General features: G+C 59.7%; 19 protein-coding genes and 3 pseudogenes. 17 read left to right on the top strand and 5 right to left on the bottom strand.

The genetic code is table 11. The features are described 5' to 3' along the window. Positions 1-76: 76 nt before the first annotated feature. Positions 77-1114 (top strand): IS5 family transposase, encoded by a 1038-nt coding sequence (locus tag ACTJJN_RS24725; RefSeq protein WP_023082810.1) that lies wholly within the window; start codon positions 77-79, stop codon positions 1112-1114. Positions 1115-1122: 8 nt separating this feature from the next. Further along, positions 1123-1371 (top strand): hypothetical protein, encoded by a 249-nt coding sequence (locus ACTJJN_RS24720; protein ID WP_090315687.1) that lies wholly within the window; start codon positions 1123-1125, stop codon positions 1369-1371. Between the two features lie 34 nt (positions 1372-1405). On the opposite strand, the gene ACTJJN_RS24715 is transcribed toward ACTJJN_RS24720, so the two are convergent. After that, positions 1406-1765 (bottom strand): hypothetical protein, encoded by a 360-nt coding sequence (locus ACTJJN_RS24715; RefSeq protein ID WP_010953870.1) that lies wholly within the window; start codon positions 1763-1765, stop codon positions 1406-1408. Between the two features lie 118 nt (positions 1766-1883). Between ACTJJN_RS24715 and mreA the strand changes: the two genes are divergently transcribed. The 3 genes and pseudogenes from mreA to ACTJJN_RS24700 all read left to right on the top strand — a co-directional run. Beyond that, positions 1884-2171, top strand: a complete 288-nt coding sequence (gene mreA, locus ACTJJN_RS24710; RefSeq protein ID WP_010953869.1) for a metal-sensing transcriptional repressor MreA — start codon at positions 1884-1886, stop codon at positions 2169-2171. Between the two features lie 10 nt (positions 2172-2181). Beyond that, positions 2182-3315 carry a Ni(II)/Co(II) efflux transporter permease subunit MrdH gene (gene mrdH / locus ACTJJN_RS24705; protein WP_010953868.1) on the top strand — a complete coding sequence of 378 codons (1134 nt, stop codon included), beginning with the start codon at positions 2182-2184 and terminating at the stop codon, positions 3313-3315. A 4-nt stretch (positions 3316-3319) separates the two neighbouring features. Then, a pseudogene (locus ACTJJN_RS24700) lies at positions 3320-3733 on the top strand (YqaA family protein); the annotation flags it as partial. 142 nt (positions 3734-3875) lie between these two features. Here the strand turns inward: ACTJJN_RS24700 and tnpC are convergent. Continuing rightward, positions 3876-4238, bottom strand: coding sequence for a Tn3 family transposase post-transcriptional regulator TnpC (gene tnpC, locus ACTJJN_RS24695; protein WP_010953865.1), 363 nt, complete (start codon positions 4236-4238; stop codon positions 3876-3878). An 8-nt stretch (positions 4239-4246) separates the two neighbouring features. Beyond that, positions 4247-7252 carry a Tn3 family transposase gene (locus tag ACTJJN_RS24690; RefSeq protein ID WP_023082813.1) on the bottom strand — a complete coding sequence of 1002 codons (3006 nt, stop codon included), beginning with the start codon at positions 7250-7252 and terminating at the stop codon, positions 4247-4249. A gap of 150 nt (positions 7253-7402) precedes the next feature. On the opposite strand from ACTJJN_RS24690, the pseudogene ACTJJN_RS24685 reads away from it, so the two are divergent. From ACTJJN_RS24685 to ACTJJN_RS24660, 6 genes and pseudogenes are all read left to right on the top strand, one after another. Beyond that, positions 7403-7642: pseudogene (locus ACTJJN_RS24685) on the top strand (efflux RND transporter permease subunit); the annotation flags it as partial. Between the two features lie 72 nt (positions 7643-7714). Then, entirely contained in the window at positions 7715-9007 is a 1293-nt protein-coding gene (gene fabF / locus ACTJJN_RS24680) for a beta-ketoacyl-ACP synthase II (protein WP_012052251.1), read from the top strand. Beyond that, on the top strand, positions 9004-10254 hold the full coding sequence (locus tag ACTJJN_RS24675; RefSeq protein ID WP_440781690.1) for a multidrug effflux MFS transporter: 1251 nt from the start codon (positions 9004-9006) through the stop codon (positions 10252-10254). The genes fabF and ACTJJN_RS24675 overlap by 4 nt, the downstream gene beginning before the upstream one ends. A 505-nt stretch (positions 10255-10759) precedes the next feature. Further along, positions 10760-11704, top strand: a complete 945-nt coding sequence (gene folE2, locus ACTJJN_RS24670) for a GTP cyclohydrolase FolE2 (protein ID WP_017148335.1) — start codon at positions 10760-10762, stop codon at positions 11702-11704. 286 nt (positions 11705-11990) lie between these two features. Further along, positions 11991-14081 (top strand): TonB-dependent siderophore receptor, encoded by a 2091-nt coding sequence (locus tag ACTJJN_RS24665; RefSeq protein ID WP_014756853.1) that lies wholly within the window; start codon positions 11991-11993, stop codon positions 14079-14081. Positions 14082-14095: 14 nt separating this feature from the next. Beyond that, positions 14096-14818: a DUF4198 domain-containing protein gene (locus ACTJJN_RS24660; RefSeq protein WP_440781689.1), complete on the top strand. Its 723-nt coding sequence runs from the start codon at positions 14096-14098 to the stop codon at positions 14816-14818. A 202-nt stretch (positions 14819-15020) separates the two neighbouring features. Here the strand turns inward: ACTJJN_RS24660 and ACTJJN_RS24655 are convergent, their stop codons facing one another. Both ACTJJN_RS24655 and ACTJJN_RS24650 read right to left on the bottom strand, forming a co-directional pair. Continuing rightward, entirely contained in the window at positions 15021-16337 is a 1317-nt protein-coding gene (locus ACTJJN_RS24655; RefSeq protein WP_017148332.1) for a cation:dicarboxylate symporter family transporter, read from the bottom strand. A gap of 158 nt (positions 16338-16495) precedes the next feature. Next, complete coding sequence (locus ACTJJN_RS24650) at positions 16496-16909, bottom strand: VOC family protein (RefSeq protein ID WP_014756856.1); 414 nt, start codon at positions 16907-16909, stop codon at positions 16496-16498. A 101-nt stretch (positions 16910-17010) separates the two neighbouring features. On the opposite strand from ACTJJN_RS24650, the gene ACTJJN_RS24645 reads away from it, so the two are divergent. The 6 genes and pseudogenes from ACTJJN_RS24645 to ACTJJN_RS24620 all read left to right on the top strand — a co-directional run bounded on the left by ACTJJN_RS24645 (position 17011) and on the right by ACTJJN_RS24620 (position 25029). Continuing rightward, positions 17011-17904 (top strand): LysR family transcriptional regulator, encoded by an 894-nt coding sequence (locus tag ACTJJN_RS24645; protein WP_221100299.1) that lies wholly within the window; start codon positions 17011-17013, stop codon positions 17902-17904. Positions 17905-18306: 402 nt separating this feature from the next. Beyond that, entirely contained in the window at positions 18307-18696 is a 390-nt protein-coding gene (locus ACTJJN_RS24640; RefSeq protein ID WP_012052243.1) for a DUF2946 family protein, read from the top strand. Between the two features lie 71 nt (positions 18697-18767). Then, positions 18768-20921 carry a TonB-dependent receptor gene (locus tag ACTJJN_RS24635; protein ID WP_440781688.1) on the top strand — a complete coding sequence of 718 codons (2154 nt, stop codon included), beginning with the start codon at positions 18768-18770 and terminating at the stop codon, positions 20919-20921. A 5-nt stretch (positions 20922-20926) separates the two neighbouring features. Then, positions 20927-21162, top strand: a pseudogene (locus ACTJJN_RS24630) (PepSY domain-containing protein); the annotation flags it as partial. 279 nt (positions 21163-21441) lie between these two features. Further along, the gene (locus ACTJJN_RS24625) at positions 21442-23493 is read left to right on the top strand and encodes a TonB-dependent receptor (RefSeq protein WP_440781687.1); all 2052 of its coding nucleotides are present in this window, start codon (positions 21442-21444) and stop codon (positions 23491-23493) included. A 477-nt stretch (positions 23494-23970) separates the two neighbouring features. Then, positions 23971-25029 carry a GGDEF domain-containing protein gene (locus tag ACTJJN_RS24620; protein ID WP_041168421.1) on the top strand — a complete coding sequence of 353 codons (1059 nt, stop codon included), beginning with the start codon at positions 23971-23973 and terminating at the stop codon, positions 25027-25029. Positions 25030-25033: the final 4 nt, after the last annotated feature.

Here is a 25033-nt window from a genome sequence, read left to right as displayed (position 1 = left end):
AGGGCACCTCGAAAAACCTCGGCCCCCTGCGATTGGTAAAATTGCGTTGTCCTGATTTCGTTCTCTGACACCAGCCATGAAGAAGCGCACTGCCATCAAGACGGACCTGTTCGCTGACGAACATCATCGGAAGAAGATCGACACGCTTGGAGATCCGCTGGCCCAGATCGAGTCGTACATCGATTTCGCGGCACTTGCGGCGGAAGTCGATCGGGTAGCGCCGCGCCCTGTCAGCCCTCAAGGCGGTCGCCCGCCGTATCCGACGGAGACGATGGTGCGGATTCTGGTGCTCAAGCGGCTGTACAACCTGTCGGATGAACAGATGGAGTACCAGTTGCTTGACCGGATGAGCTACAAGCGATTCTGCGGGTTGGCCAGCGCGGTCAATATTCCGGATCGAACGACCGTGTGGACGTTCGAGAACCGCATCGGCGACGCCGGCGCGAAGGTCCTGTTCGACGGTGTCACGGCCCAACTGCTCCGGCACGGATTCATCGCCCGCGGCGGCCAAATCGTCGATGCCACGCTGGTGCCTGCTCCCAAGCAACGTAACAGCCGTGAGGAGAACAAGCTGGTCAGGGAAGGCGCGATGCCGGCTAACTGGAAGCCAGCCAAACGGCGCCAGAAGGATACGGATGCCACCTGGACGCAGAAGCACGGCAAGAACCACTTCGGCTACAAGCTCTCGGTCAACGTGGACAAGAAGTACAAGATCATCCGCAAATTCGAGACTGATACGGCCAGCGTCCATGACAGCAAGCACTTCGATGCGCTCATCGACCGGAGCAACACGAGCCGCGATGTCTATGCGGACCGAGGCCACACCAGCGCAGACCGGGAGGGCTGGCTCAAGGATCACGGCTATCGTAATCAGATCCAGAGGAAGGGGTACCGCAACAAGCCCCTTTCCGAGTGTCAGCAACGGCGCAACCACCGCATCGCCAAGACGCGTGCCCGAGTGGAGCACGTGTTCGCGAGCATCGAGCAGATGGGCGGCAAGTTGATCCGTACCATCGGACAGGGGCGCGCGAACTTTGCGATGACGATGATGGCGGCCTGCTACAACTTGAAGCGGCTGGTGTACTTCCAGAAGGCGGGAATCAAGGCCTTCTGACGCCCGGAGTGGGCCGAATCGCCGCTGCAGAGGGCGATTCGGAAGAAAAACGGGGCGACACCGCCCAGAAAGCGGTGATTCGCCGCAGAAATCGAACCGAATTCGATCATGGCCATCATTTGGCGGTCGGATTCACTGAAAACCTCGCGTTATTCGAGGTGCCCATAAACAACAGCAGCAGTAATAACGAGCGATTCGGACGCACGACAAATGCGCCCATTGCGCTCATGGATAACGAATCCATGGTTGAGTCCTGAGTTAAAGGGGTCTTGGGCCGCACAGCAGCCTATGTCAGAGCACGAATGTGGCGCGCGGTGGCCGTTCAATCAGGAAGATCGGGCTTGGAGGAATGGAGTAACGAGGGGCGGGTATCGGCTGCGTACGTTCAGGCAGCGTGCTGATGCTGAGCAGCGTGGTCAGGTGCGGTGTTTCATGCACATGGTCGGCGGTCAGCGGTGAGTGGCAGTGATCCCCGTATGCAGCACAGGCGAGCGCCTCGTCACCATGGGTATGCGAATGTGCGCCATTGTTGCCACTCCCGACTGGCTGACTCGAACCCATAAAGAGCGCAGAGGTGTGCCCGGCCCAGGCTATCAAGATGGCCAGAGCAAGGGCAAAAATCACCTTAGTGCTGATGGGGTTGCTGAGCATGTCGTGTTTCTTTTGATGCCTAAGCGGATGGTTGTTCTGAAGGGGTAGTTGGTTTGACCATATCCCCCCCAGGGGGATAGGATGCGAGCGTAATTCATCGATGCATGAGACTCAAGGCATGAGCGATCACGAACACGGCCATCAGCACCAAAGTCATAGCGATATCATCAAAAGGTTGAAGCGTGCGGAGGGCCACCTGCGCAGCATCGTCAGCATGATCGAAGACAGCCGGGCCTGCGTCGACATCGCTCAGCAACTGCATGCCGTGGAAAAAGCCGTCTGCCAGGCCAAGCGTGTGCTTATCCAAGACCATATCGATCACTGCCTGGAACACACCGTCGAAGCACTCGCGACAGGTGAACGCGCATCGCTCGAAGACTTCAAGCAAATCACTAAGTACCTCTAGGCCTTTTCCCATGTCGAGCTTCGCTGAACTGCTGCAACAGGGAGCCTCGCAGGCCTGGTTGTACTTCCCCAGTGCCATCCTGCTGGGAGCCTTGCATGGCCTAGAGCCAGGGCATTCGAAAACCATGATGGCGGCGTTTATCGTGGCCATTCGCGGCACGGTGAAGCAGGCTGTTCTGCTGGGACTGGCCTCAACGCTTTCCCACACCGCAGTGGTTTGGCTGGTGGCCATGGCCGGCATGTACCTGGGGCAGAACCTGAATGCCGAAACCACCGAGCCGTATTTCCAGCTTGCGTCCGCCGCCATAATTATCACCATCGCCCTGTGGATGCTTTGGCGCACCTGGCGTGGCGAGCAGATGTGGCGCTTCGAGGAAGGCGATGATCTTCAGCATGACTATCACCACCACGATGAAATGCAGCGCATCGACACCGGGCATGGGCGCATCGAACTGTCGATCTTCGAAGAGGGCGTCCCTCCGCGCTGGCGACTGAATATCTTGACTGGCCATGCCTGGTCGGCAGCTGAAATGAGCCTGCTGACGACCCGCCCCGATGGCCTGGCCCAGCAGTTTCGCTTCGTCGACCGAGGTGACTACCTGGAGTCAGTGGACGAGATTCCCGAACCCCACGAATTCACAGCGCGCCTGAGCCTCGGCCATGCCGGTCATTCTCACGACTATGATCTGGAGTTCCACGAGCACGGCCACGGTCATGGCCATGATCATGCAGAACTGGAGGGCCTGGAGCTGTCGTTGGAGGGCTACCAGGATGCCCATGAGCGGGCGCATGCCAACGATATCCGCAAGCGCTTTAGCAATCGCAACGTCACCACGGGCCAGATCATCCTGTTCGGTTTGACGGGCGGGCTGATTCCTTGCCCGGCAGCGATCACCGTGCTGCTGCTCTGCCTACAAGTGAAGGAAGTCGCGCTGGGAGCCGTGCTGGTGTTGTGCTTCAGCATTGGCCTGGCCATCACCCTGGTTACCGTTGGTGCTGCCGCCGCTATCGGAGCACGCCAGGCGTCCAATCGCTGGCCCTGGCTTGGTGCTGTGGCGCGTCGCGCTCCGTACCTGTCCAGCCTATTGATCATCGGTGTGGGGATTTACGTGGGTGTCCATGGCTGGATCGGCCTGAACGCCTAGCCTGATGTGCGAGTTATCCGGCTATTTCGGCCTGTTCCTCGCCGCCTTCGGTGCCGCCACGCTGCTGCCCATGCAGCCGGAAGCGGTGCTGGTCGGCTTGCTGCTGACCGACCCCTATGCCGCCTGGACACGGCTGGCCGTGGCGACCACGGGCAATGTACTGGGCTAAGCACTGAACTGGCTGTTGGGCCGTTTTATCGAACACTACCGACACAAACGCTGGTTTCCCGTCAGCGAAGAAAAACTGGAAAAGACCCAGCAGGCTTATCACCGCTTCGGGCGCTGGTCGCTGCTGATCAGCTGGGTACATATTATTGGTGATCCACTCACAGTAGTGGCTGGCGTCCTGCGGGAACCCTTTTGGAGCTTACTGTTGATCGTAACGCTGGCCAAGGCCACTCGCCATCTGGTGCTGGCCCCTGACGCTCGGGTGAGACAGGTCAAGTTCTTCGGCTGGTCGCTCGATAAGTATTGGATTGCCGCTGTCGAAGATTTAATCCGGCAAGAGATGGTCTTTCCTCAAGCCTGCGCATTTACAATATAGGCACTCTCCCAAGTGCTTACTGTTCGTGGTCGGGCGCTAGATTGACCAAGGGGATTATTCCAGCTTGAGCAGAGCGCACCCACCCAGCGAGGGTCTCGAGATTCTGTTGCAGCGACTCAGCCTCCGTCCAGATGCAGGCATTCTCAGTAGGTACTGTCAGTGGCACACCCTCTACAAGGGTTAGGGCCATCGCATGAAGCTTCAGCAGCTCATCTCGGACAGCCACAACTCCACCTAACTCAGCCAGACAGGCATCGAATTGGTCAACCAGTCGCAGAAGCTGGGAGGTGTCGAAGCTGGCTCGCAGCTTGTCCAGTGCTACACCATCCACTTCTCCGTAGGGTGTGACTCGAAAAGTCGCGGGAGGGATCTCGATCATGTTGCCTCCTAGGCACCGGTCTTGCTGGCCGTGTTGGCTCGAAGCGAGCCGGCGGCCTGTTGGAATACCGAGTCCTTGATCCAGGGCTCCGGTGGCCTATTGAGCTTGAGGTTGAACTCACCGAAGCGCTTGACGTTGCTGGTCAGGTAGGGGCTGAGGAACGACACGTCCTCATCGGTGAACTGCCAGCCCTCGCGGGCCAGTTTATGCAGGATGCGCATCATGTCCACAGTGTTCTGCAGGATCACCGACGAGGCCACCATGTCGTTGTAGCGCAGCCGTTTCTGCTGCTCGTCCGGATCGTTTTCAGCAATCACATCGCCGCCGAAAGATAACCACTTGGAGAAACCGTTGTAGGACTCGATCTTGTTGGTGTTCGCGGTGACCTCCTGGCGCAACTCGCGACTGCCGATCCAGTTGAGCAAGAAGATCGTACGGATCACGCTGCCCAGTGCCTGAGCCGCATGGTAGAGCTTGTTGCGCCGGCTGTAGGAGCCGAGTTTGCGCAGCAGCATGGGCGAGGAAATCTTGCCGGCCTGGATCGACAATGCGACCTGCATCAGATCCTGCCAGTGGGTTTCGATCAAGTTCCAGTCGGCAGTGTCGGTGAACAGGCGGTTGATATGCTTGTACGAAGCACCGCGATCCGGCCGGCACATCACCAGGTCGCGCCAGTTGCGAATACGTGGCATCAGATTGATGCCCAACAGATGGGTGAAGGCAAACACCGTGGCCGACTGCCCTTGGGTATCGGAGTACACCGTGTCAGCCTCGACGCTGAGATCAGCCTTGAGCAGCCCCTCGATCACGTAGATCGCCTCCCAGATGCCCGGCGGGATGAAGTGCTGGAACACGGCGATGTAGTTGTTGGCCACGTGCCGATAGGCCACGGCTCCCATTTTGCGGTAGCGAAAGTGGTAGCCGGCCAGCAGGTTGTCATCATAGAAGTCGAACTGCGTGCCGTCCGCAGCCACCGCCTTGCCATCGCCCCAGAGCTTGGGCAGATCAAGTTGAAGGTAGAGTTCCACCAACTCGCGGTTAGCCTTGTCCAGTTTTTCCAGCGAGAGGTGACGGCGATTCGTATAGGACAGCATGTGTGGCGTGACATTACCGGTCAGATGCCGTGCAGCCTGGCTAGGGCCTAGGTTGCAGCCCATGGCGAAGATCGTCATCAGGTAGCGCTCGGCAGGCTCTTTGAGCTTCGGCTCGTTACCGGACATGGGCCCGAAATGCCGCGTGAACTGAATCCAATGCTCGATGTTAGCCATGATATCGAGCACATGCCTGGCCGGCATGCGCTGCATAAGCGCCGTCTGCAGCGAGATGGCCGAAGGGGGGATGTCCCGCGCCGCTACTCGGCGCAACACCGGTTCTCCAGCTTCGTTAATCGATACGTCCCCTCGGCATGATGGGAATTTCTCGTCCAGTTGTTGCGCGGTTTCCTCCAACTGGGTCTTGAGAGAGGCAACAAACTCCTTCGCTGTGCCAGGCAGCCCCATCTTTTCGCAGTAGGCCGGTAGTCGCTGGAGACATTCCTCCCAGGGTAGCAACTGCTTGCGATAGTCGGCGAAGGATACCGACCCTTGTACGCACATGTCGCCGGATCGCAGCTCGCTGGCCAGGTAGGAGAAAACGCAAACTTCCAGATAGCGCCGGTTGGTCGGTGGCCCCTCACTCGAAGGGCGACGAACGACCTTGACCCAGCGCTCCGACGCAAACGACAAATCGACGTGCTCGTCGATCCATTCGCGGTGTAGATTCTCGCTGTCCTGGATCAGTTGAAGTGCCTGAGTCAGCGACCGATCCTGAGTCGTGGGCTCCAGTTGGAGAAGGTGACTGAGACGGAACAACAGCGAGCGATGGGACCTGAAGTGCTTCCAGATCAACGGCAGGTAGTTATTACCGCCGGTAGCTTGGACTTCGGCGCAAGTCTCACGCAACCGATCCAGATTGCCATCAGGGGAGAGGTATTCCCGAATCAGGCTGCCAGCTTCCTGGTCATCCGGTTCTTGAACCAGAATCTGCACCACGCCGTCCAGGGTCGCCGCCAACTGCTCCAGCTTCTGGCGTTGTCGCGCCTGGATTTGTTCCAGCTCCTCCTTGGCGCGTTTATGGATCGTCGAAATCCGCCGGATGAACATCTCGGCCAGGTGGTCCCGAGTTCGCACACGCATTCGATATATCAAGGCCAGCATCAGCGTGTGGCGCTTCGGCAGCGAGCAGTCCTTCAGCTCGGAGACGTCCGCCGCCGCGGCTTGGGCAGCAAAGTGGCGAATCTTGGCATCGACGATCCCCTCAAAGATGGCCTCCAGGTCCCCGAAGCTCTCTAGCCAGGCCAAGTGGTCGATCAGCACCTCCAGGTGCTTGCGAGATGGCTTCTTGGGTGCCTGTTTCAGCGCATTGAAATCGCTCTGGCGCCGGCCGAAGTCGGTGTCGAGCAGCTCCTTCAGCTTGTAGATCACCTCGATTGGCGCTCGAGTCACGACTAGGTTGAAGGTAACTTCCTGGGCACTCGCCAAGGCGGTTTCTGCGAGGTTGTTGAGCGTCGAATAAGCCGGAAGCTCATAGCCACGCTGAATCAGCTCATCAAGCATGGCATTGATGAGATCGACTCGCTGCTCAAGAACTACAGCGCAGTCACGTGCGATCTGCTCAGTGACCGCTAGCCCGTCGCTGCTGTAGAAGGGGGTAACCTGCAGGTACTGCCGTACCGCTGCTTGGTGCCGGTAAAGGGTGCGGGGATTGCTATAGCGTGGAGCTATTCGTGCGCCGTAGCGGAGGCATTGCCGGACATGACTGATGAGTTCCTGAGGAAGCTCCTCGAACGGAACGAAATAGTGCAGCTGCTGAAACACCTTTAACTGGATTGCCAGCCCAATCGAGAGCGCTGGACTCTTAGCGGTGTTGTTGACCCATTCGATCTCTGAATCAGACAGGGAATAGCTTCGATGAAGCTCCTTGGCCGGTAGCTGACTGGGCAAGATAGGGTAGGCTGTTCTTTCCACCGATGCCATTGAACACATCCCCCAAGCGAGGCAAAAGCATCAGCATAGACGGCTAGCCAGACGGTGGATGACCAGCAAGCCACGGCCTCTCGAATAACCTTTTAAATCATATATTTACAGAACGAATGTCCTAATTTTTGCCTTATCTCGGCATAACCCCTGGTCGAGGCCACAGTGCAACGCGCACGCCCGGTCTTGCTTACGGCATTGGCAGCCATCCTGGCCTTCATCCCCCTCACCCACTCGGTGTTCTGGGGCACCTTGGCCTACACCCTGATCGGAGGCACGTTCGTGGGCACGATCATGACCTTGGTGTTCCTGCCGGCGATGTATTCCATCTGGTTCAAGATCCACCCAGATAGCCGCATTGCCAAGCCAGCAGCTGCACGCCGCGCCTGATTGAACATTGCCTGCAACCCGTGCGCGCCCGGTGTCATTCGTGGCGCGCTCATGATCCAACGAGAGGTCGAAATGGCTCACAACGTTATTCAAAAGCGCATCGTGGTGACCGGCACCGGCGTTGTTAGCCCGCTGGGCTGTGGCGTAACGGAAGTATGGCGTCGATTGCTGGCTGGCCAGTCCGGGATTCGCGCGCTTGCTGCCGATATCGTCGAAGGCACTGGCGTGTCAGTGGGCGGCAGCGTGCCCACATTGGCCGAGGATGCCGTGGCAGGCTATCAACCCGAGCAGGTCATCCACGCCAAGGAACGCAAGAAAATGGATCGATTCATCGAGTTTGCGCTGGTAGCAGCGGATGAAGCATTGCAGCAAGCCGGCTGGCATCCCGAGCGTCAGGCGGAACGCGCGCGAACCGCCACCGTCATCGCTTCCGGAGTCGGTGGCTTCGGCGCCATCGCAGAGGCGGTGCGCACCACTGACACACGTGGCCCTCGCAAGTTGTCGCCCTTCACGGCGCCATCGTTCCTGGCCAATATGGCAGCGGGTCATGTCTCCATACGCTACGGTTTTGAAGGCCCACTTGGGGCACCCGTCACAGCGTGCGCTGCGGGGGTGCAGGCCATCGGCGATGCCGCTCGGCTCATCAGAAGCGGCGAAGCGGATATCGCGATCTGCGGTGGCGCCGAAGCGGCAATCGATCGCGTGACGCTAGGCTGCTTTGCGGCTGCACGAGCGCTCAGCACGGGCTTTTCGGATAGCCCTGAGCAAGCCTCCCGTCCTTTCGATAGCCAACGGGACGGGTTTGTCATGGCTGAAGGGGCTGGCTTGCTGGTGATCGAGTCGCTGGAACATGCGCTGGCCCGTGGCGCCAAGCCCCTGGCCGAGCTGGTCGGCTACGGAACGAGCGCTGATGCCTACCATTTGACCGCTGGTCCCGAAGACGGAAGCGGTGCCAGGCGTGCCATGCAACTCGCGCTGCAACAGGCGTCGGTAGCGCCTGGGGACGTGGACCATATCAATGCGCATGCGACTTCTACCCAGGTTGGCGACAAGGGTGAACTTTCAGCGATTCGCGCCGTATTCGGTAGCGGCAGCGGCGTGGCGATTACATCGACCAAATCGGCCACCGGCCACCTCTTGGGGGCGGCAGGCGGTATCGAAGCCATTTTCACGGTGTTGGCGCTGCAAGACCAGATCGTTCCCCCCACGCTCAACCTGACTCAAGTCGATGATGCTGCGCTTGGCCTTGACCTGGTTGCAGGAACAGCCCGTGAAATGCCCATCGAATACGCCTTGTCCAACGGTTTCGGATTCGGTGGTGTGAACGCCAGCGTGCTGTTCCGCCGCTGGGAGGCCAGCGTATGAACAGCCAACTCGAAACCCACGCCAACGAAGCTGACGGCGAGACTCAGAGGGCCAACGTTCTGACGGCCAAGGTCATCCTTCTACTGGCAGCACTCGCTGCCATCAGCAACTTGTCCACCAATATCATCCTGCCCGCTTTTCCTGAAATGGCTCGACAGTTCAACGTCTCATCCCAGAAACTCGGGCTGACGCTCTCCAGCTTTTTCATCACCTTCGCCTTCGCCCAATTATTGGTAGGGCCGCTTGCCGATCGCTATGGCCGCAAGCGGCTGGTAGTGGGTGGGCTGATGATTTTCGTGGTGGGTACGTTTTGGGCGGCTAACGCCGCCACATTCGACATGCTGATCCTCGGACGAGTAATCCAGGCTATTGGCGTGTGTGCCGCCGCGGTTCTGGCCAGAGCCATCGCTCGCGATCTTTATGAGGGTGAGAACCTGGCACGCGCGTTATCGCTGACGATGATCGCTGCCGCCACAGCACCAGGCTTCTCACCTTTGATCGGCAGTATGCTGAACACCACTTTGGGATGGCGTGCACTTTTTGTAGTCGTCGGCATGTCGGCAATCCTTATCGCGCTGTTCTACGTCAGAGGGATAGGTGAAACCCTTCCTAGCCGTCGTCGGGTGACTCAATCAGTACCTGCGGTCCTGATCGCATACGGCAAACTGGCGTCCAACCGCCTCTTCATTTTGCCCGCACTGGCGACCAGCCTGCTGATGAGCGGCTTATTCGCCTCGTTCGCCGCTGCGCCGTCCATCTTGATGGACGGTATGGGGCTTAACTCGCTCCAAGTGGGCCTTTATTTCGCGGCAACTGTCTTCGTAGTCTTTGCCGCTGGCTTGGCTGCTCCTCGCTTGGCTCACCGTTGGGGTAGCCGAGCCATCACCTTATCAGGCCTCGCGACTGCGTGTTTGGCGGGTGCATTGCTGCTGGTAGGCCCGAGCAATCCAAGCTTGGGCTGGTACTCATTGTCGATGGTGCTTTTCCTAGGGGGTATGGGTATTGCCAATCCGCTGGGAACGGCCTTGACCATGACACCGTTCGGGAAAGAAGCAGGACTGGCCTCAGCCCTTTTGGGATTCCTCACCATGGCAATCGGAGCAGTGTCGACCTGGATGGTTTCAACGCCGAATTTTCCCACTGTTGCCATACTGGGAACGACCCAAACTGCAGTGTGCTTGCTAGCAATCATGCTGTTCGCGTGGTATGCCAAACGAAAGGTACCACACAGCACTCAGCGCACATGAGCTAACTCAACTCGACAAATCTCTCCAGTAGGTCCCTCAGCCCCACCGGCACTGGTCGCCGATTATGGCGGTCAACGAAAACGTGCACAAAATGCCCGCTCGCGACCGCCTGCTTATGGCCTTCGACCCCAGCGACTACGTTTCAGCTCACCCCAGGCAACGCATTCTAGGTCAGCGTTGATCTTGTCCAGCAGTTTTCTCCCACTCCAGCAGCCACACGCGAAGCGGCTTCCTGCCTCTACCTGGTCAAGAACACGGACATGATTTGCAATCTAACCTAAATGTTATGTTATAACTAACTAAATTAAACGTTACCTCTGGCTCGACTGCGAACCGTCCATGGCCGGCAACCGGTCCCAGGCCGGGCCCGTCGCGCGCTGCTGACCGATGAGGAAAGGGCCCAGGGAACGGAAGGCTGGATGAAGCTGACCAACCCCTTCCCCGGCTGGAACTGATTCATACCCCTTGCTGCTACGTGCAAGGCTCCCACCACTGGATAGACATGATGAGCTCAGCATTACCCGACGTTTCCGTCACCGACCTGGCCCACAGCCTAAGCCCGTTGCAATGGGTCGGCATGCAGGGTATCGACCTGCCGGTAAGGATCGAAGAACCGACCTACCAGCGCGAGCTACACGCCCGGGCGGATGTCCAGGTCGACCTGCCGGCGCCGCACGTCAAAGGCATTCACATGTCCAGGCTGTATTGCCTGCTGGACGCTTGGGGGCAGGCTGCGGCGGTGTCGCCGGCAAGCCTCTTCGCGCTGTTGCAGGAGATGATCGACAGCCATCAGGATTGCGGAAGCCGCAATGCCAGGTTGCGCCTGGATTTCGATTTGCTGGTTCGCCGCCCTGCGCTGGTGACCGAGGGCCTCTCTGGCTGGAAGTCGTACCCGGTTCACGTGCTCGCCACGAAGGTCGGCGGGGCACTGAACCTGAGTATCGAGGTCAGGATCGGCTATTCCTCGACCTGCCCGTGCTCGGCCGCTCTCTCCCGACAATTGATTGAGGACGGCTTCCTGCGAACCTTCAAGGACCAGCCGCTGCTCGAAGCCAGCGCCGTCGCGCAGTGGCTGCGCAGCAACGCGTCGCTGGCGACGCCACATAGCCAACGCAGCGAAGCTCGAGTGCGCGTCACGGTACCTTCCGATGCCCCGGATCTCGGGTTGCTGGCCCTGATCGACCAAGTCGAAGGCGCTTTGCGCACGCCGGTTCAGACCGCCGTAAAACGGGCTGACGAACAGGCTTTCGCAGCGCTCAACGGGCAGAACCTGATGTTCGTCGAAGACGCTGCGCGGCGTATTCAGGCAAGCCTGCGCGGTTACCGCGATAGCCAAGTGCACGTTCGCCACCTGGAAAGCCTGCACCCGCACGATGCCTCGGCCTGGTCCGCCCCGCAGGCATCTGCGCCTGACCAACAAGAATCATTTGCAACCGGTAATGAGCGCTAACCACTGGCGTTACGTTATTACATCTAATAACATGCGTATCCCAACACATGAACATTTCCTCATCAGGATTCATTTGTCAGGCCTGACGCAAGGCGGCCCCTCTACTCGTAAGGGTTTCTAGTCATCTTTGATGCAGCACCGCCCGAAGCAGCGCGCGGCATCGATGTTGGCGTCGAGTGCAGCCTGATGGTGTATCCGTTGTGATCCCCTTCGAGCTCGTGGACAGTGCCCAAGTCAGGACGCACCAAAAAATGCAACGTTATAGCGTGAAAAACGGAGACTTTACGTGAACCCTCGTGCCCCCCTTCTGGCCGGCCTGACGCTGGGCTTGTTCGGCCAGCCGATTTCAGCGGCACAACCCTTGCTGCTGAACGAAACCTCCATCACCGACGCCTACCTCGAAGAGCGCGCCGACGGGCCGGTGCAAGGCTACCGTGCCAACCGCTCTGCCACCGCCACCCGCACCGATACCGACCTGCGCGACACGCCGCAGAGCATCGACGTGGTGCCCGCACAGGTGATCAAGGACCTCAACACCACCCGCATCGACCGCGCCCTGGACTTTGCGGGTGGCGTGTCGCGGCAGAACAACTTCGGCGGCCTGACTTTCCTCAACTACAGTGTGCGCGGCTTCACCACGGGCGAGCTGTACAAGAACGGTTTCGCCATCAACCGCGGCAGCTACAGCGCGCCGGACACGTCCAACATCGAACGCATCGAAGTGCTCAAAGGCCCGGCGGCCAGCCTGTACGGCCGTGGCGACCCTGGCGGACTGGTCAACATCGTCACCAAGCGCCCCCAGGCCGAAGCCTTCAGTACCCTCACCCTCAGCGCAGGCAGCTGGGACCGCTACCGCACCGCCCTGGACGCCAACTCGCCGCTGGACAGCGAGGGGAATCTGCTGGGCCGGATCAACCTCGCCGTCGAAGACAACGACAGCTTCCGCGATCATGTCGGCAGCGAGCGCCGTATCGTCAGCCCCTCCCTGAGCTGGCAACTGTCACCCGACACCCGACTGATGATCGACACCGAGTTCTCCCGAACCGAGTCGGTGTTCGACCGAGGCATTCCGGCGGTCAACGGCGAAATGGGGTCGGTCAAGCGCTCGACCTTCCTTGGCGAGCCGAATGACGGCGAGATCCGCAACGACAACCAGACCCTCGACGTGGCGCTGGAACACGTGCTCAACGACAACTGGACGCTGCGCCTGGCCAACCACTACACCCAGGGTACGCTCAAGGGCAACAGCTCCGAGCCCCAGGCCCTGGTGGGCACCACCATCACGCGCTTCTATCGCGAACGCGACTTCGAATGGAACGACAACATCACCCAGGCTGAGCTGCACGGGCAGTTCGAGCTGGGTGGCTGGCAGCATCAGACCCTGGTCGGGCTGGAGTACGAAAACTACCGCAACAGCCAGAAGTACCCGCAAAGCGCCACCTCCGCAGCGTATGGGCTGGATATCTACAACCCGGTATACGGCAAGCCGAAGCCGGCCATCACCCGTGCCAACGACTTCTTCGAGCACACTGAAAGCTATGCGATCAACCTGCAAGACCAGATCGCCTTCACCGAGCGCTTGCGCGGGTTGCTGGGCATACGCCTGGAGCGCTTCGAGCAGACCTCGCAGAACCGCACCATGGGTCTGAGCAACAGCCAGGAAAAGGACGTTGCCACACCGCGCATCGGGGTGTTGTACCAACTGACCCCGCAAGTCGGCGTGTTCGCCAACGCATCCACTTCGTTCAAACCCAACACCATCGGCACCCAGGGCCAGGTGTACAAGCCTGAAAAGGGCTTGGGTTACGAGACCGGGGTCAAGCTCGACCTTCTCGACAGCCGCCTGGGCGCGACCATCGCCTTGTTCCATATCGACAAGGAGAACGTCATCACCACCGACGCCCTTGGCGAGAGCGTGGCGGCGGGCGAAGCGCGCAGCCAAGGCCTGGACCTGCAGTTCAGCGGCCAGCTGACCGACGCGTTGCGAGTGATCGGCGCCTACGCCTACATCGACGCCGAGGTCACCAAGGGCGACGCAGCCCTGCCCAAAGGCAGCGACTTGCTCGGCATCGCCCGTAACAGCGGCAGCCTGATGGGCGTGTACGAATTCCAGGACGGTGCCCTGCGCGGCTCGGATGTGGGCGCGGCGGTGAACTACGTCGGCGAACGCTCCGGCCAGGCCGGCAGCGACTTCACCCTGGACGCCTACAGCACGGTCGACCTGTTGGCGCACTACAAAGCCAGCGAACAGGTCACCGTCGGCCTTAACCTCAACAACCTGTTCGACCGCAAGTACTACGAACGCTCGTACAACAGCGCTTGGGTGCTGCCCGGGGAGCCACGCAACTTCAGTGTAAGCCTGACCCTGAGCCTTTGAACCGAGGAACCATCATGCATCCATCGTTGAAAGTCGCTTCCCTGCTGACCCTGATGGTCAGCGTCAACGCAGGCGCCCACGGCCTGTGGACCGAGGAGCGACGTGGCAATATCGAGGCCGTATACGGCCACGGCGCCGAGGATAACGCCTACAAGGCGGAAAAGATCAAGCGCGCCTGGGCGTTCGACGCGACCGGGAACATGGTCCCGGTCACGGTCAAGCGCCTGGCGGATCATGCCGTGCTGCAACCACTTACCCCGCCTGCGGCACTTGCCGTGCTGCTGGACAACGGGCCTTGGTCGCAGCGCCCGGACAGGCAATGGGTCAATCAGGATCGCACCCACGTCAAGGATGCGATCGCCTCCACCCACAGCTTGAAGTACAGCCTGGCAATCTACCAGCGCGGTGCTCGCCTGCCGAAACTGAACATGCTGCGTTTGGCGATTATCCCCCTGAGCGACCCTCTGCAAATCGGGCCAGGCAAGACGCTGGAAGTGCAGGTGCTGCTCGTTGGCAAGCCGGCTGCGGATATACCGCTGCAGGGTGATTACCGGGGCGCCCCTCACCAGGTCAGCGCCACCACCGACAAGCAAGGCCGGGCACGTATCACCGTACGCAATGAAGGACTCAACATCATCGCGGCCCAGGCTACCCTGCCAATGGCAGACGGCAGCCCCGTGGCCCAGCAGAGCCTGTTCAGTTCACTGTCGTTCCTGGGTGAGCCGCACCACGAGTAGACTAAGCGACCTACCTCGGCCGTGACGGCCGAGGTATGGCAGTTGGAGGCGTTCGGAATGAGTGCCTGCAACCAGCATCCGCACCATGACCATTGGCACAAGCCCAGCTGCGGCCACACGGCAATCGAACACGATGGGCATGTCGATTACCTGCATGATGGGCACTTGCATCACATGCAGGGCGATCATGTCGATGAACACACTAGGTCGCGTTTGCCGAGCTCCCAGCGCTAATTGAAGAGGTCAACACTTGCGGGCGCTCCTCGGGCGCTACCACCGGGGCAGCAGGCATCCGGTATTGGTTCTCCCACTTCGCCACAACCAGAGGCGCCAGTGCGTTGCCCAAGACATTCAGCGCCGTGATCGGCATGTCCATCAAGCGATAGACTCCGGCGATGAACGCAATACCTTCCACCGGCAGACCGGCACTGGTCAGCGTAGCGGTCAAGATGACGAACATGGCACCCGGGACGCCGGCTGCGCCCTTGGAGGTCAGCACCATGATGATGATCAGCATCGCCTGGTCAGCCAAGCTCAGGGGAATCTCATAGAGCTGCGCGATGAACAGCGTGCCGATGCCCACGAACAGCGATGCGCCATCCAGATTGAAGGAATAACCCGTAGGGATAACCAACGTAGCAATCGAACGCGGCGCACCGTAGGCCTCGACCTTTTCAATCAGCTGGGGCATGACAGTCGCCGAGGCGGCGGTACTGAACGCCAGGATCAACTCATCCTTGATCGCCTTGATCAGGTCGAAGATGTTGATCCCTGCAACCTTCGCGATGCCGCCCAGCACAACCACGCCGAACAGAATGACCGCGACATAGGTGACGGCTATCAGTTTTGCCAGAGGCAGCAACGCGGAAAGCCCGAAGTTGGCGACCGTCACGCCGATCAGGCCAAAGATCCCGATGGGTGAGTAGTGCATCACGATATGCGTCACCTTGAACATCGTCGCGGAAATGGCATTGACTACCGCGATCAACGGCATTTTCTTCTCTTTGTCCAGAGCACTTAGCCCAAAGCCGAACATGACCGAGAAGAACAGGACAGGCAACAGCTTTCCTTGCGCCATTGCACCGACGATATTGTCCGGGATGATATTGAGGATGACTTGAGCAAACCCTGTGCTCTCCGAGGTAGAGGGAAGCGAGAGCGATTGGGTGTTTGTCAGCGTCGTCAAGTTGGCACCTACGCCTGGCTGCGCAAGATTGCCAACCAGCAGGCCACACACAATTGCGATGCTGGTCACGACAAAGAAGTAGAACAAGGCTTTCACCCCTACCCGCCCTATCGCCTTGCTATCACCATTGCCTGCAATCGCGCCGACCATGCACGCGAATACAAGGGGTATGACAATCATCTTCATCATCTTGATGAAAATATCGCCGACGGGTTGCAAAAAACTGCTGATTATCCAGGCTTTATACTCGGGAAAGAAATTGAGAAGTGCCCCCACTACAACCCCGAGCACAAGACCTACAATAATTCTAGTCACCAGACTAGTCTTCGCCATACGTCCTCCAGTTATTATAATTTGGACTGTACATTGGCCGGCAAAAATGCCAAACACATCGTTGGAGCCTATTATTTTTATTGAGTGGCCACTCATCGATACACGCCTCTTATCTCACGCAGACAAAGCGGGAGGCGCGTCCCGAAGGTTTATGCCAATCAGCTGGCAAATACACCTTCAAAGTCCTTGAACCCTTTAATCTCGATCGGGTTGCCACTGGGGTCCAGGAAAAACATCGTTCGCTGCTCCCCAGGTTGGCCCGGGAATCGTACAACCGGCGGTATGTCGAACTGCACGCCATGAAGCGCCAGGCGGTCTGCCATCGCGAACCAGTCATCCAGATGCAGCACCAAGCCGATATGCGGCATCAGCACTTCATGGTCGCCGACTTTACCGGTACGGGTAGTTGGAAAAGGAACACCTTTGTGAAGCGAAATCTGATGACCGAAGAAATCGTAATCCACATAAGTTTCACTCGCACGGCCTTCTTTGCAGCCGAGAATGTTACCGTAGAAGTTACGAGACGTTTCGAGATCTGTGACGTGGTACGAAACATGAAATAACGATTTCATAACTAACCTCTTTGCTTCGTGATAGAACTTTTGGGGAGGTTAGCGTAGCCTCGCGCACGTGCTAAAGCGCATTTTTCCATCTCTCAGCGAAAGGAAATGTTTTGGACACTCGATTTCTCGAAAGCCTGATTGCGGTAATAGAAACTGGCTCGATTGCCGCAGCTGCTCGACGGGAAAACCTGACAGCACCTGCAGTCAGCCAACGTATACAAGCACTCGAGAAGTCACTGGCGTGCGAACTCCTGATCCGAAGCGCACACGCTGTCGAACCGACCGAGAAATGCCTGTCATTGCTGCCGAAGATTCGAGATCTGATCCAGGGGGCAGCAGAGCTGAAAGAGGATCTGGACACCAGTAGCCTGTCGGGGTATCTCGAGATCGGTGCGATCTCTACAGCGTTGACAGGCATATTGCCAGAGGCCATGAATCAGCTATCAAGCATTGCCCCGCAACTGAGGCTACGCATCACGCCAGGGGACTCGCGCAGACTTTACGAACAAGTAGCCTGCGGAGAGCTCGATGCGGGAATCATGGTATGTCCGCCCTTCACCGTCCCCAAAACCATTCGTGTACAGGTGCTTCGAGAAGAACCCCTGATGCTTTTGACCAAAGACCCGATTGACAAGCGCGACATCCGCTCGACGATTCTTGGTCGAAACCTGATTCGATATGACTCAAATGCCTGGGGTGGGCAGATTGCACAGCAGTACTTGAATGACAATAACCTGCAACCCGATGTCCTCTGTAATCTGGATGCGCTAGATGCAATCTACATCATGGTCGCAAAAGGTATGGGGGCCTCCGTCGTCCCGCTATGGGCGGGATTGAAAACGGACGACGTACAGGCAACACCCGTGTCGGACGCTGACCGCTACATGCGCCAGGTAGTCCTGCTTTACAAGTCCAACCCCAGAAGGCCTAAAGCGGTGGAGGCTTTGAAGGAACAGCTTATGAATAACTGCAGCTTCCCATCGATCACACACGCGCTGCGTTGACTGCCTCAGCCATCATGCTTGAACTGACTCGGGGCCGGATCTCACCACGCCCATACTGGCAACAACAGGAGTGGCGGCCTACCTCTCCGAGGGTGTCGCCCATCTCGTTACCCCTGCGCATTTTAACCCGGCTGCAGCCGGCATGCCGCGCGCTTGTTTGCACACGCGGGCAGTGGACTTGTGCTTTACGAACTCCGCGCTCTTGCTGCCGAACTCATCGGTGAGCACTGAGTCTCGGTGGGCCTGTACATGAAGCCGACATTGCTGCGATCGCCCTCCCCCGACAGTACCCGATTGACTATTCGTGCTTGAAAAATCCCCCCTGTTCAGATGCACCAGAAGATGTAGAATCGCTCGCCAACCTCTAAACCTGATCATTCAGTTGTCACGCCGAGTCCTGCAATGAAGCTGGCCCACCACACACGATCACAGGTCGCCTGGGTGCTGTATTTCAGCATCTTGTTCGGCTCGTTGCTGTGCGCCATGGGCCATGGGCAAATGGCCGGGTTGCGCCTGGCTGGCATGGATGATGCCGCCTGGTGCACGGCCGACAGCAGCGGCATGGTCCAAGGTGAGCAAGACTTCAGCGATCCGAGCCTGCCTGCCGGCGGTGACTGCGTGATCGCCAGCCTGTTCAGCGCCACACTGCTGGCCGTATTTTTCGGCCTACTGACCCTGCTCGCCGGCGAGCCGGGCAGCCCTTTACCCAACCAACCTCCGCCACGCCTGCCCAAGCAGCGTTGGCCACTGGTCAATCCCCGCGCCTCTCCCGCTTCGCTTCTCGCGTTCTGACATCGCCACGTCCCCGTGCCGCCTGATCGGCAGCGGGCGTGTGCTCACCGATTTCAGCCAGGAAGCCTTGCATGTTCCGCATGACCACTTTGGCGCTGCTCGTTGGCAGCGCAACCTGTGCCTGGGCGCAGGATGACACCCTGACCCTGCCGGCCAGCACTGTCACGGCCACAGCCAATCAACCCACGGAGGCAACCCGCCTTGACCTTGATCGCCCCATCGAAAGCGGCTCGCGGCTGAACCTGAGCGCCAGGGAGAACCCCGCCTCCGTCAGCGTTGCCGACCGCAAGACCATGGAGCGCATTGGCGCACGTAACTTCCAGGACGCCGCCAATGCACTGCCCGGGGTTAACGCCTCGGCTCCGCCCGGCTGGGGGGGATATGTGGCGTACCGAGGGTTCAACGGTGCCCAGATCAGCCAGTTGTTCAATGGCATCAATTTGCAGTATGGCGGCGCGGCGCGCCCGGTGGGCGCCTGGATCTACGACCGCGTCGAATTGCTCGGCGGGCCGTCCTCCTTCCTCAACGGCAGCGGCGCTGTCGGTGGCAGCCTCAATTTCATCACCCGGCTGGCAAGCCGTGACGAAGACACCTTCGAAGGGCGCGTCAGTTATGCACGCTACGACACCATGGAAACGTCGATCGCCTTCAACAAGGCGCTGAACACGGGCGACGGCCCACGCCACTATGCACGCCTCGACTACAGCCGCACCAGCACCAACGGCTATATCGATCGCCAGGAGAATGGGGCCGGCAACCTGGCCTTCTCGCTGCTTAGCGACATCAACGACCAGCTCTCGCACACGCTGGCCATCGAGTACCTGGAAGAGCAAGAGGACAGCCCCTACTGGGGCACACCGGTATTGCAGCCACTGGTCGGTACCTTGCACATCGACAAGCACAACCGTTTCAACAACTACAACGTCGAAGACGGTCGCTACGAGCAGCGCACCCGGTGGCTGCGCTCGATCACCGACTACCGCGTCGACGACAACACCCAACTGCGTAATACCTTCTACCACTACAACGGCCAGCGCGATTACCGCAATCTCGAGGTGTATCGCTACAACGCCGACAACAGCGCCATCGCTCGCTCCGGCGGCTATCGCCAGCGGCACGACCAGGAGGTCAACGGCAACAAGCTCGAGCTGACCCACCAGGGCCAGTTGTTCGGCATGGCCAGCGACTGGGCGTTCGGCATGGACTACAGCACCAACCAGCAAACCAACTACCCGCTGTCCAAGGGGGCGTTCGACACGGTTGACCCGAATAGCTTCGAACCCGGGCACTTCCTCGATATCCCCGGCATGGACGCGCCCATGACCAAGGGCAGAACCACCACCACCGACACCACCTCGGCCTTCGTCGAGAACCGTACCCGCCTGACCGATCAACTGTCATTGATCACCGCGCTGCGCTACGACCATATCGACTTCGACGTGGTCGACCATGTGGCGCGAGCCAGGCTCGACCGACGCTGGGACGCCATCACCGGTCGCCTGGGCCTGATCTATGACCTGACCTCCAACGTCAGCCTGTACACCCAATACAGCACCTCGGCCGAACCACCAGGCGGTACCCTGACCAGCGCCTCGATCAGCCAGGTCGGCGACTTCGACCTGAGCACCGGCCGTCAGGTCGAGGTAGGCAGCAAGTTCGACTTCCTCGACGGCCGCGGCTCGGCCACGGCAGCGGCGTATCGCATCGTGCGCAAGGATATCTCCGTGCCCTCCTCGACCGTGCCCAACACCACCGAGCAGGCGGGCCAGCAGACCTCCACTGGCATCGAGCTGGCAGCCTCGTTCAAGGTCACGCCCAAGCTGCTGGCGGCGGGCAACTTCAGTTGGGTAAATGCCGAATACGATGAATTCAACGAGACCATCGGCGGCGTGGTGTACTCGCGCAAGGGCAAGCACCCGGTCAACATCCCCGACCGCGTGGCCAACCTCTGGTTGACCTACGACCTGGCGCCCGGCTGGCAGGTCGGGGCCGATGCCCGCTATGTCTCATCGGTGTACGCCAACACTGCCAACACCGCATGGGTACCGTCGTACACCGTCTACGGGCTGTCCATGACCCACGACCTGGACAAGCACGTGCAAGTCAGCGCGCGCCTGCGGAACCTCACCGACGAGGTGTATGCCCGCTTCATCCACCAGACCAACACCCAATACTACCTGGGTGAACCGCGCAGCCTGGAAGTCGCTGTGCAGTGGCGCTACTGATGAGCGTGAAGCGCCAGCTGTACCTGTGGCACCGCTGGCTGGGCATCGTCGCCTGCCTGTTCATGGCGCTGTGGTTCGTCTCCGGGGTTGTCATGCTGTACGTCGGCTACCCCAAGCTGACACCGACCGAGCGCCTTGCCCACCAGCCGGCTTTGCCGGCGGGGTGCTGCGCCGAGTTGCCCGAACATTGGGCGCAACAGCCGCTGAAGGCGCTACACCTGTTCGCCTGGCTGATGCGGGTGTTCAGGGTGGCCGCCAGCATGCGCAGTCATTGAGCCCTCAGCGTGGTGCACCTGCGACAAAATGGCCTGCCACGGAACGTATACAGCCCGCAACGGATGCGGCTCAATTCGCTCCACGTTCGTTCGGGCCGTCATGCCTTGCCGCTGCCACGGGACCAGTGGCCTCGGCTGAACCCCGCGCCTCGCCCCTGGCCTGAACCGTCGCTGCTGTCTTGTGGTCATGGCGTGCGCTGCACGACGCCTGACCTTGCCCGACCGTTTTTGCCAGGAAACCACACATGCCTGCGTCCCGTTGCACCGCACGCGCCGTATTGCCCGTGCTCGCCTTGTTCGGCCTCAACCCACTGTCACTTGCCATCGCTGAAACACTGCCTGCCGAAAACTCGGTACTCACCCTCGGCGCGGTCAATGTGACCGGCACCGACAGCGGCCCCCTGGCCACAACCAGCGTGCTCAGTTCGGTGGATATTCTGGGCGGTGACATCCTCGAGAAGATGCCAGTTGCCTACAGCTGGGAGCTGTTCCGCCGGGCACCGGGGGTGATGCTCACCGAGTTCAACCAAGGCACCACCTCCGGCAAGCTTTCGTTCCGCGGTTTCAATGGCGAAGGCGAAATCAACGCCGTGAAACTGTTGATCGACGGCATTCCCAGCAACACCAATGACGGCAACATGCCCTTCATCGACTCGGTGTTCCCCATGGACATCGACAGCATCGAGGTGGTGCGTGGCACCAGCGATCCGCGCTATGGCCTGAACAACATTGCGGGCAACGTCAACATCAATACCCGTACCGGCGGCAACTACAACAAAGCGCGCATGCGTTATGGCAGCTTCAACACCCGCGAGGTGCAACTGGCCAAGGGCATCGAGACCAGTAACTGGACGCAGAACTACTTCTTCGCCCGCCAGCAGGTCGACGGCTACCGCGACCATGCCGACACCGAACGCTACAGCTTCGGCGGTAAATGGTTCTACACCCCGGACGATGGCAACTACCGCGTGGGCCTGATCGCCCGCCATTACGAGTCCGAAGCGCAGGAGGCCGGCTACCTGACCGAGGACAACGCCCGCCACCACCCGCGCATGAGCAACGACTACAACGCCACGGACAAGGGCACGCGGCGGATGAACCAGGTCAGCCTGCATTTCGATACCGAACTGGCGCAGACCCTGTCCTGGTCCGCCAGGACCTACGTCAACACCTTTGACGACCGGCGCTGGACCCAGTACTGGAGCAGCAGTTCGCAGCAGGAACGCGACACGTACGAAACCCAGTACGGCGCCATTACCTCGCTCACCTGGCGCCCGCAGGTCGACTGGCTGCATGCCTTCACCCTGGAAGGCGGCAGCGATATCCAGAAGCAGGAAAACCGCAGCGAACGTTACCGCACGCTCAACCGCGTGCGGCAGGCGCAAACCCGCGACCAGCGTTACGACTTCAACACCGTGGGGGCCTATGTGCAGGCGGAGATCGAACCGGTCGAATCGCTGAAGATTGTCCCGGCGTACCGTGTGGACAGGATCAGCGGTGACTTCACCAACGAGATGACCGGCCAGGATTACGACATCAACGACTACGGCCTGATCAAACAGCCCAAGCTCAGCGTGGTCTATTCACCCTGGAAGGTCGCCAGCGTCTATGCCAATTGGGGCAGAACGTTCCAGGTGGGTACGGGCGCGGCCGCCTACAAAGTACCACCGCGCAACGAAGACCTTTCTCCGTCGATCAACGAAGGCTGGGAAACCGGTGTCAAGTTCACGCCAGCCGGTTGGGTCGATGGCCGCTTCGCCTATTGGCGCCAGGACGCCACGGGCGAGGTCAGCCGCCGTCTGAACGACCCCAGCGGCGAGTCGGACAACGTCGGCGAGACACGCCGCTGGGGCTATGACCTGCAGGTTAACCTGCACCCGGACGCACGCACCGAGATGTGGATGTCGTATTCCTGGCAGTACTCGAAAATCCTTGAGCCCAGCAGTGCCTTGCCAGCCAGCAAAGGCAAGGAAATCGACCACGTGCCGCATCACCTGTGGAACACCGGCATCAGCTACCAGGCCACCCCTGCCCTGCAATTGACAGCCTGGATGAATGGCCAGACCCACTACTACCTGGAACGCGAGAATACCCAGGGCCGGTATGGCGGTTACGTACTCACGAACCTTGGCGCGACGTACAAGGTCACCGAAGCGATGAGTGTCGACCTGCAGTTGAAGAACCTCACCAACCGCGACTATGAGTACGTGTGGTACGACCCGGATGGTGCGGAGGCTTCCCTGCACGCCCCGGGTGACGGTCGAGCACTGTATGCCGGCGTGACGTTCGACTTCTGAAAGTCTGCACGTTGGTCGGCGCCAGTGGCTCGGGCAACGCCCTCAGTGGCCTTGGCTTGCTCGACCGCTTGTTGGCCGTCGCGATCAATTGGCTTTCGAAGTGCCGGAAAACACGCTATGTTCGTGATTGAACTTGCGAGGGGAAACTGTGCAGCCAAGGCAGCCTTCGATCAAGTAAAGGATCCGCGCAACGACGTGAAATACGGGAAACGTCGCAGGTGCCGTAACCGTGGCGATAACCCGTGCTGCACTGCCACTACTTACCGCAACGCTTTCTGAATCCAGCAATCGAACAGGGCAAAGGGCATCACATGTGAACGCCAGGAGGCTTTTCCAGGACGCCGTCAAAGTGCCAGAATCCGCTACCGGTCACACGCGGCGGCGCCAGCCATGACAAACCTTGATCCCGGCGATGAAATAGCCTACTCCGTACGGAGGGATCGGCTTGAACAGCTGTTTGTCCAGTCGGCGCCCGCTGTGCTTGGCAGCTTCCTGGCCGCCGTCATGCTGTGCTGGTTGGGCTGGGAGCGTTTCGACCCGCAAAGGGTCATCGTGTGGATGACGTTATTGGGCCTGTCGACCGGCGTGCGTACCGCCATGTTCTTCGCCTATCTGCGAGCACCGGCCAACCAGCGCACGGCCGAACGCTGGGAGTGGCGTTACTGGGTCACGCTGATGCTGTCGGCGGCTATCTGGGGCTGGGGCGCCTTTGCCGTAATGCCCACCGACGACGCGCTGGGGCAGACGCTGATCATGTTGTTTGCCGTCGGCATGTCTGTCAGCGCGGTGTCGTGTTACTCCTCCTACCGCAACATGACCCTGGTGTCGATGGGCCTGGTCTTGCTGCCTTCTACAGGCTGGCTACTGTTGCAACCTTCCACACTGCAACAAGGGATAGCCTTGGCGGTGCTGGTGTTCGCCTGGTTCGTGGTCAGCGCGACGCAAAGCCTGTCCTCGGCATTGACGACGGCCTGGCGCCTGAAACACGAAATGCAACGCGCGCATCGGCTTGCCATGGTGGCCTCGTGCACGGACGAACTGACCGGCCTGAACAACCGACGTGCTTTTTTCGACAACGCTTCGGCGCAGCACGCCCAGTGCAGGGATGCGGGTAAATTCATGGCCGTGTTGATGCTGGACGTCGACCATTTCAAACAGATCAACGACACGTTCGGGCATGCCGCAGGCGACCAGGTACTGCAGCGCATCGGTGCAGCGATCAGTGCCAGCCTGCGTGACAACGACATTGCCGGCAGGCTGGGCGGTGAGGAGTTCGCCATCCTGCTGCCCAATACGCCGCCAGACACGGCGATTGAGGTTGCCGAGCGCCTGCGGGCCCTGATAGCCAAACTGCGTGTGAATGATGAACACCCGGTCACCGCAAGCATAGGTTTAGCGTTCGCGAAGGCCCCTGCCACTGAGCTCGGCGCCTTGCTCAGCAGCGCAGACAGCGCCATGTACCTTTCCAAGGTATCGGGCCGTAACCGGGTCACGGTCGCCGAACCGGAGCAGGAGGCATTGCACAAGCAGCACTAGCTCC

It is taken from the genome of Pseudomonas sp. 22515, from assembly GCF_052044625.1.
Lineage (GTDB): Bacteria > Pseudomonadota > Gammaproteobacteria > Pseudomonadales > Pseudomonadaceae > Aquipseudomonas > Aquipseudomonas alloputida.
The sequence above is the reverse complement of the archived record's forward strand: the minus strand, read 5'-3'. Positions and strand labels throughout refer to the sequence as shown.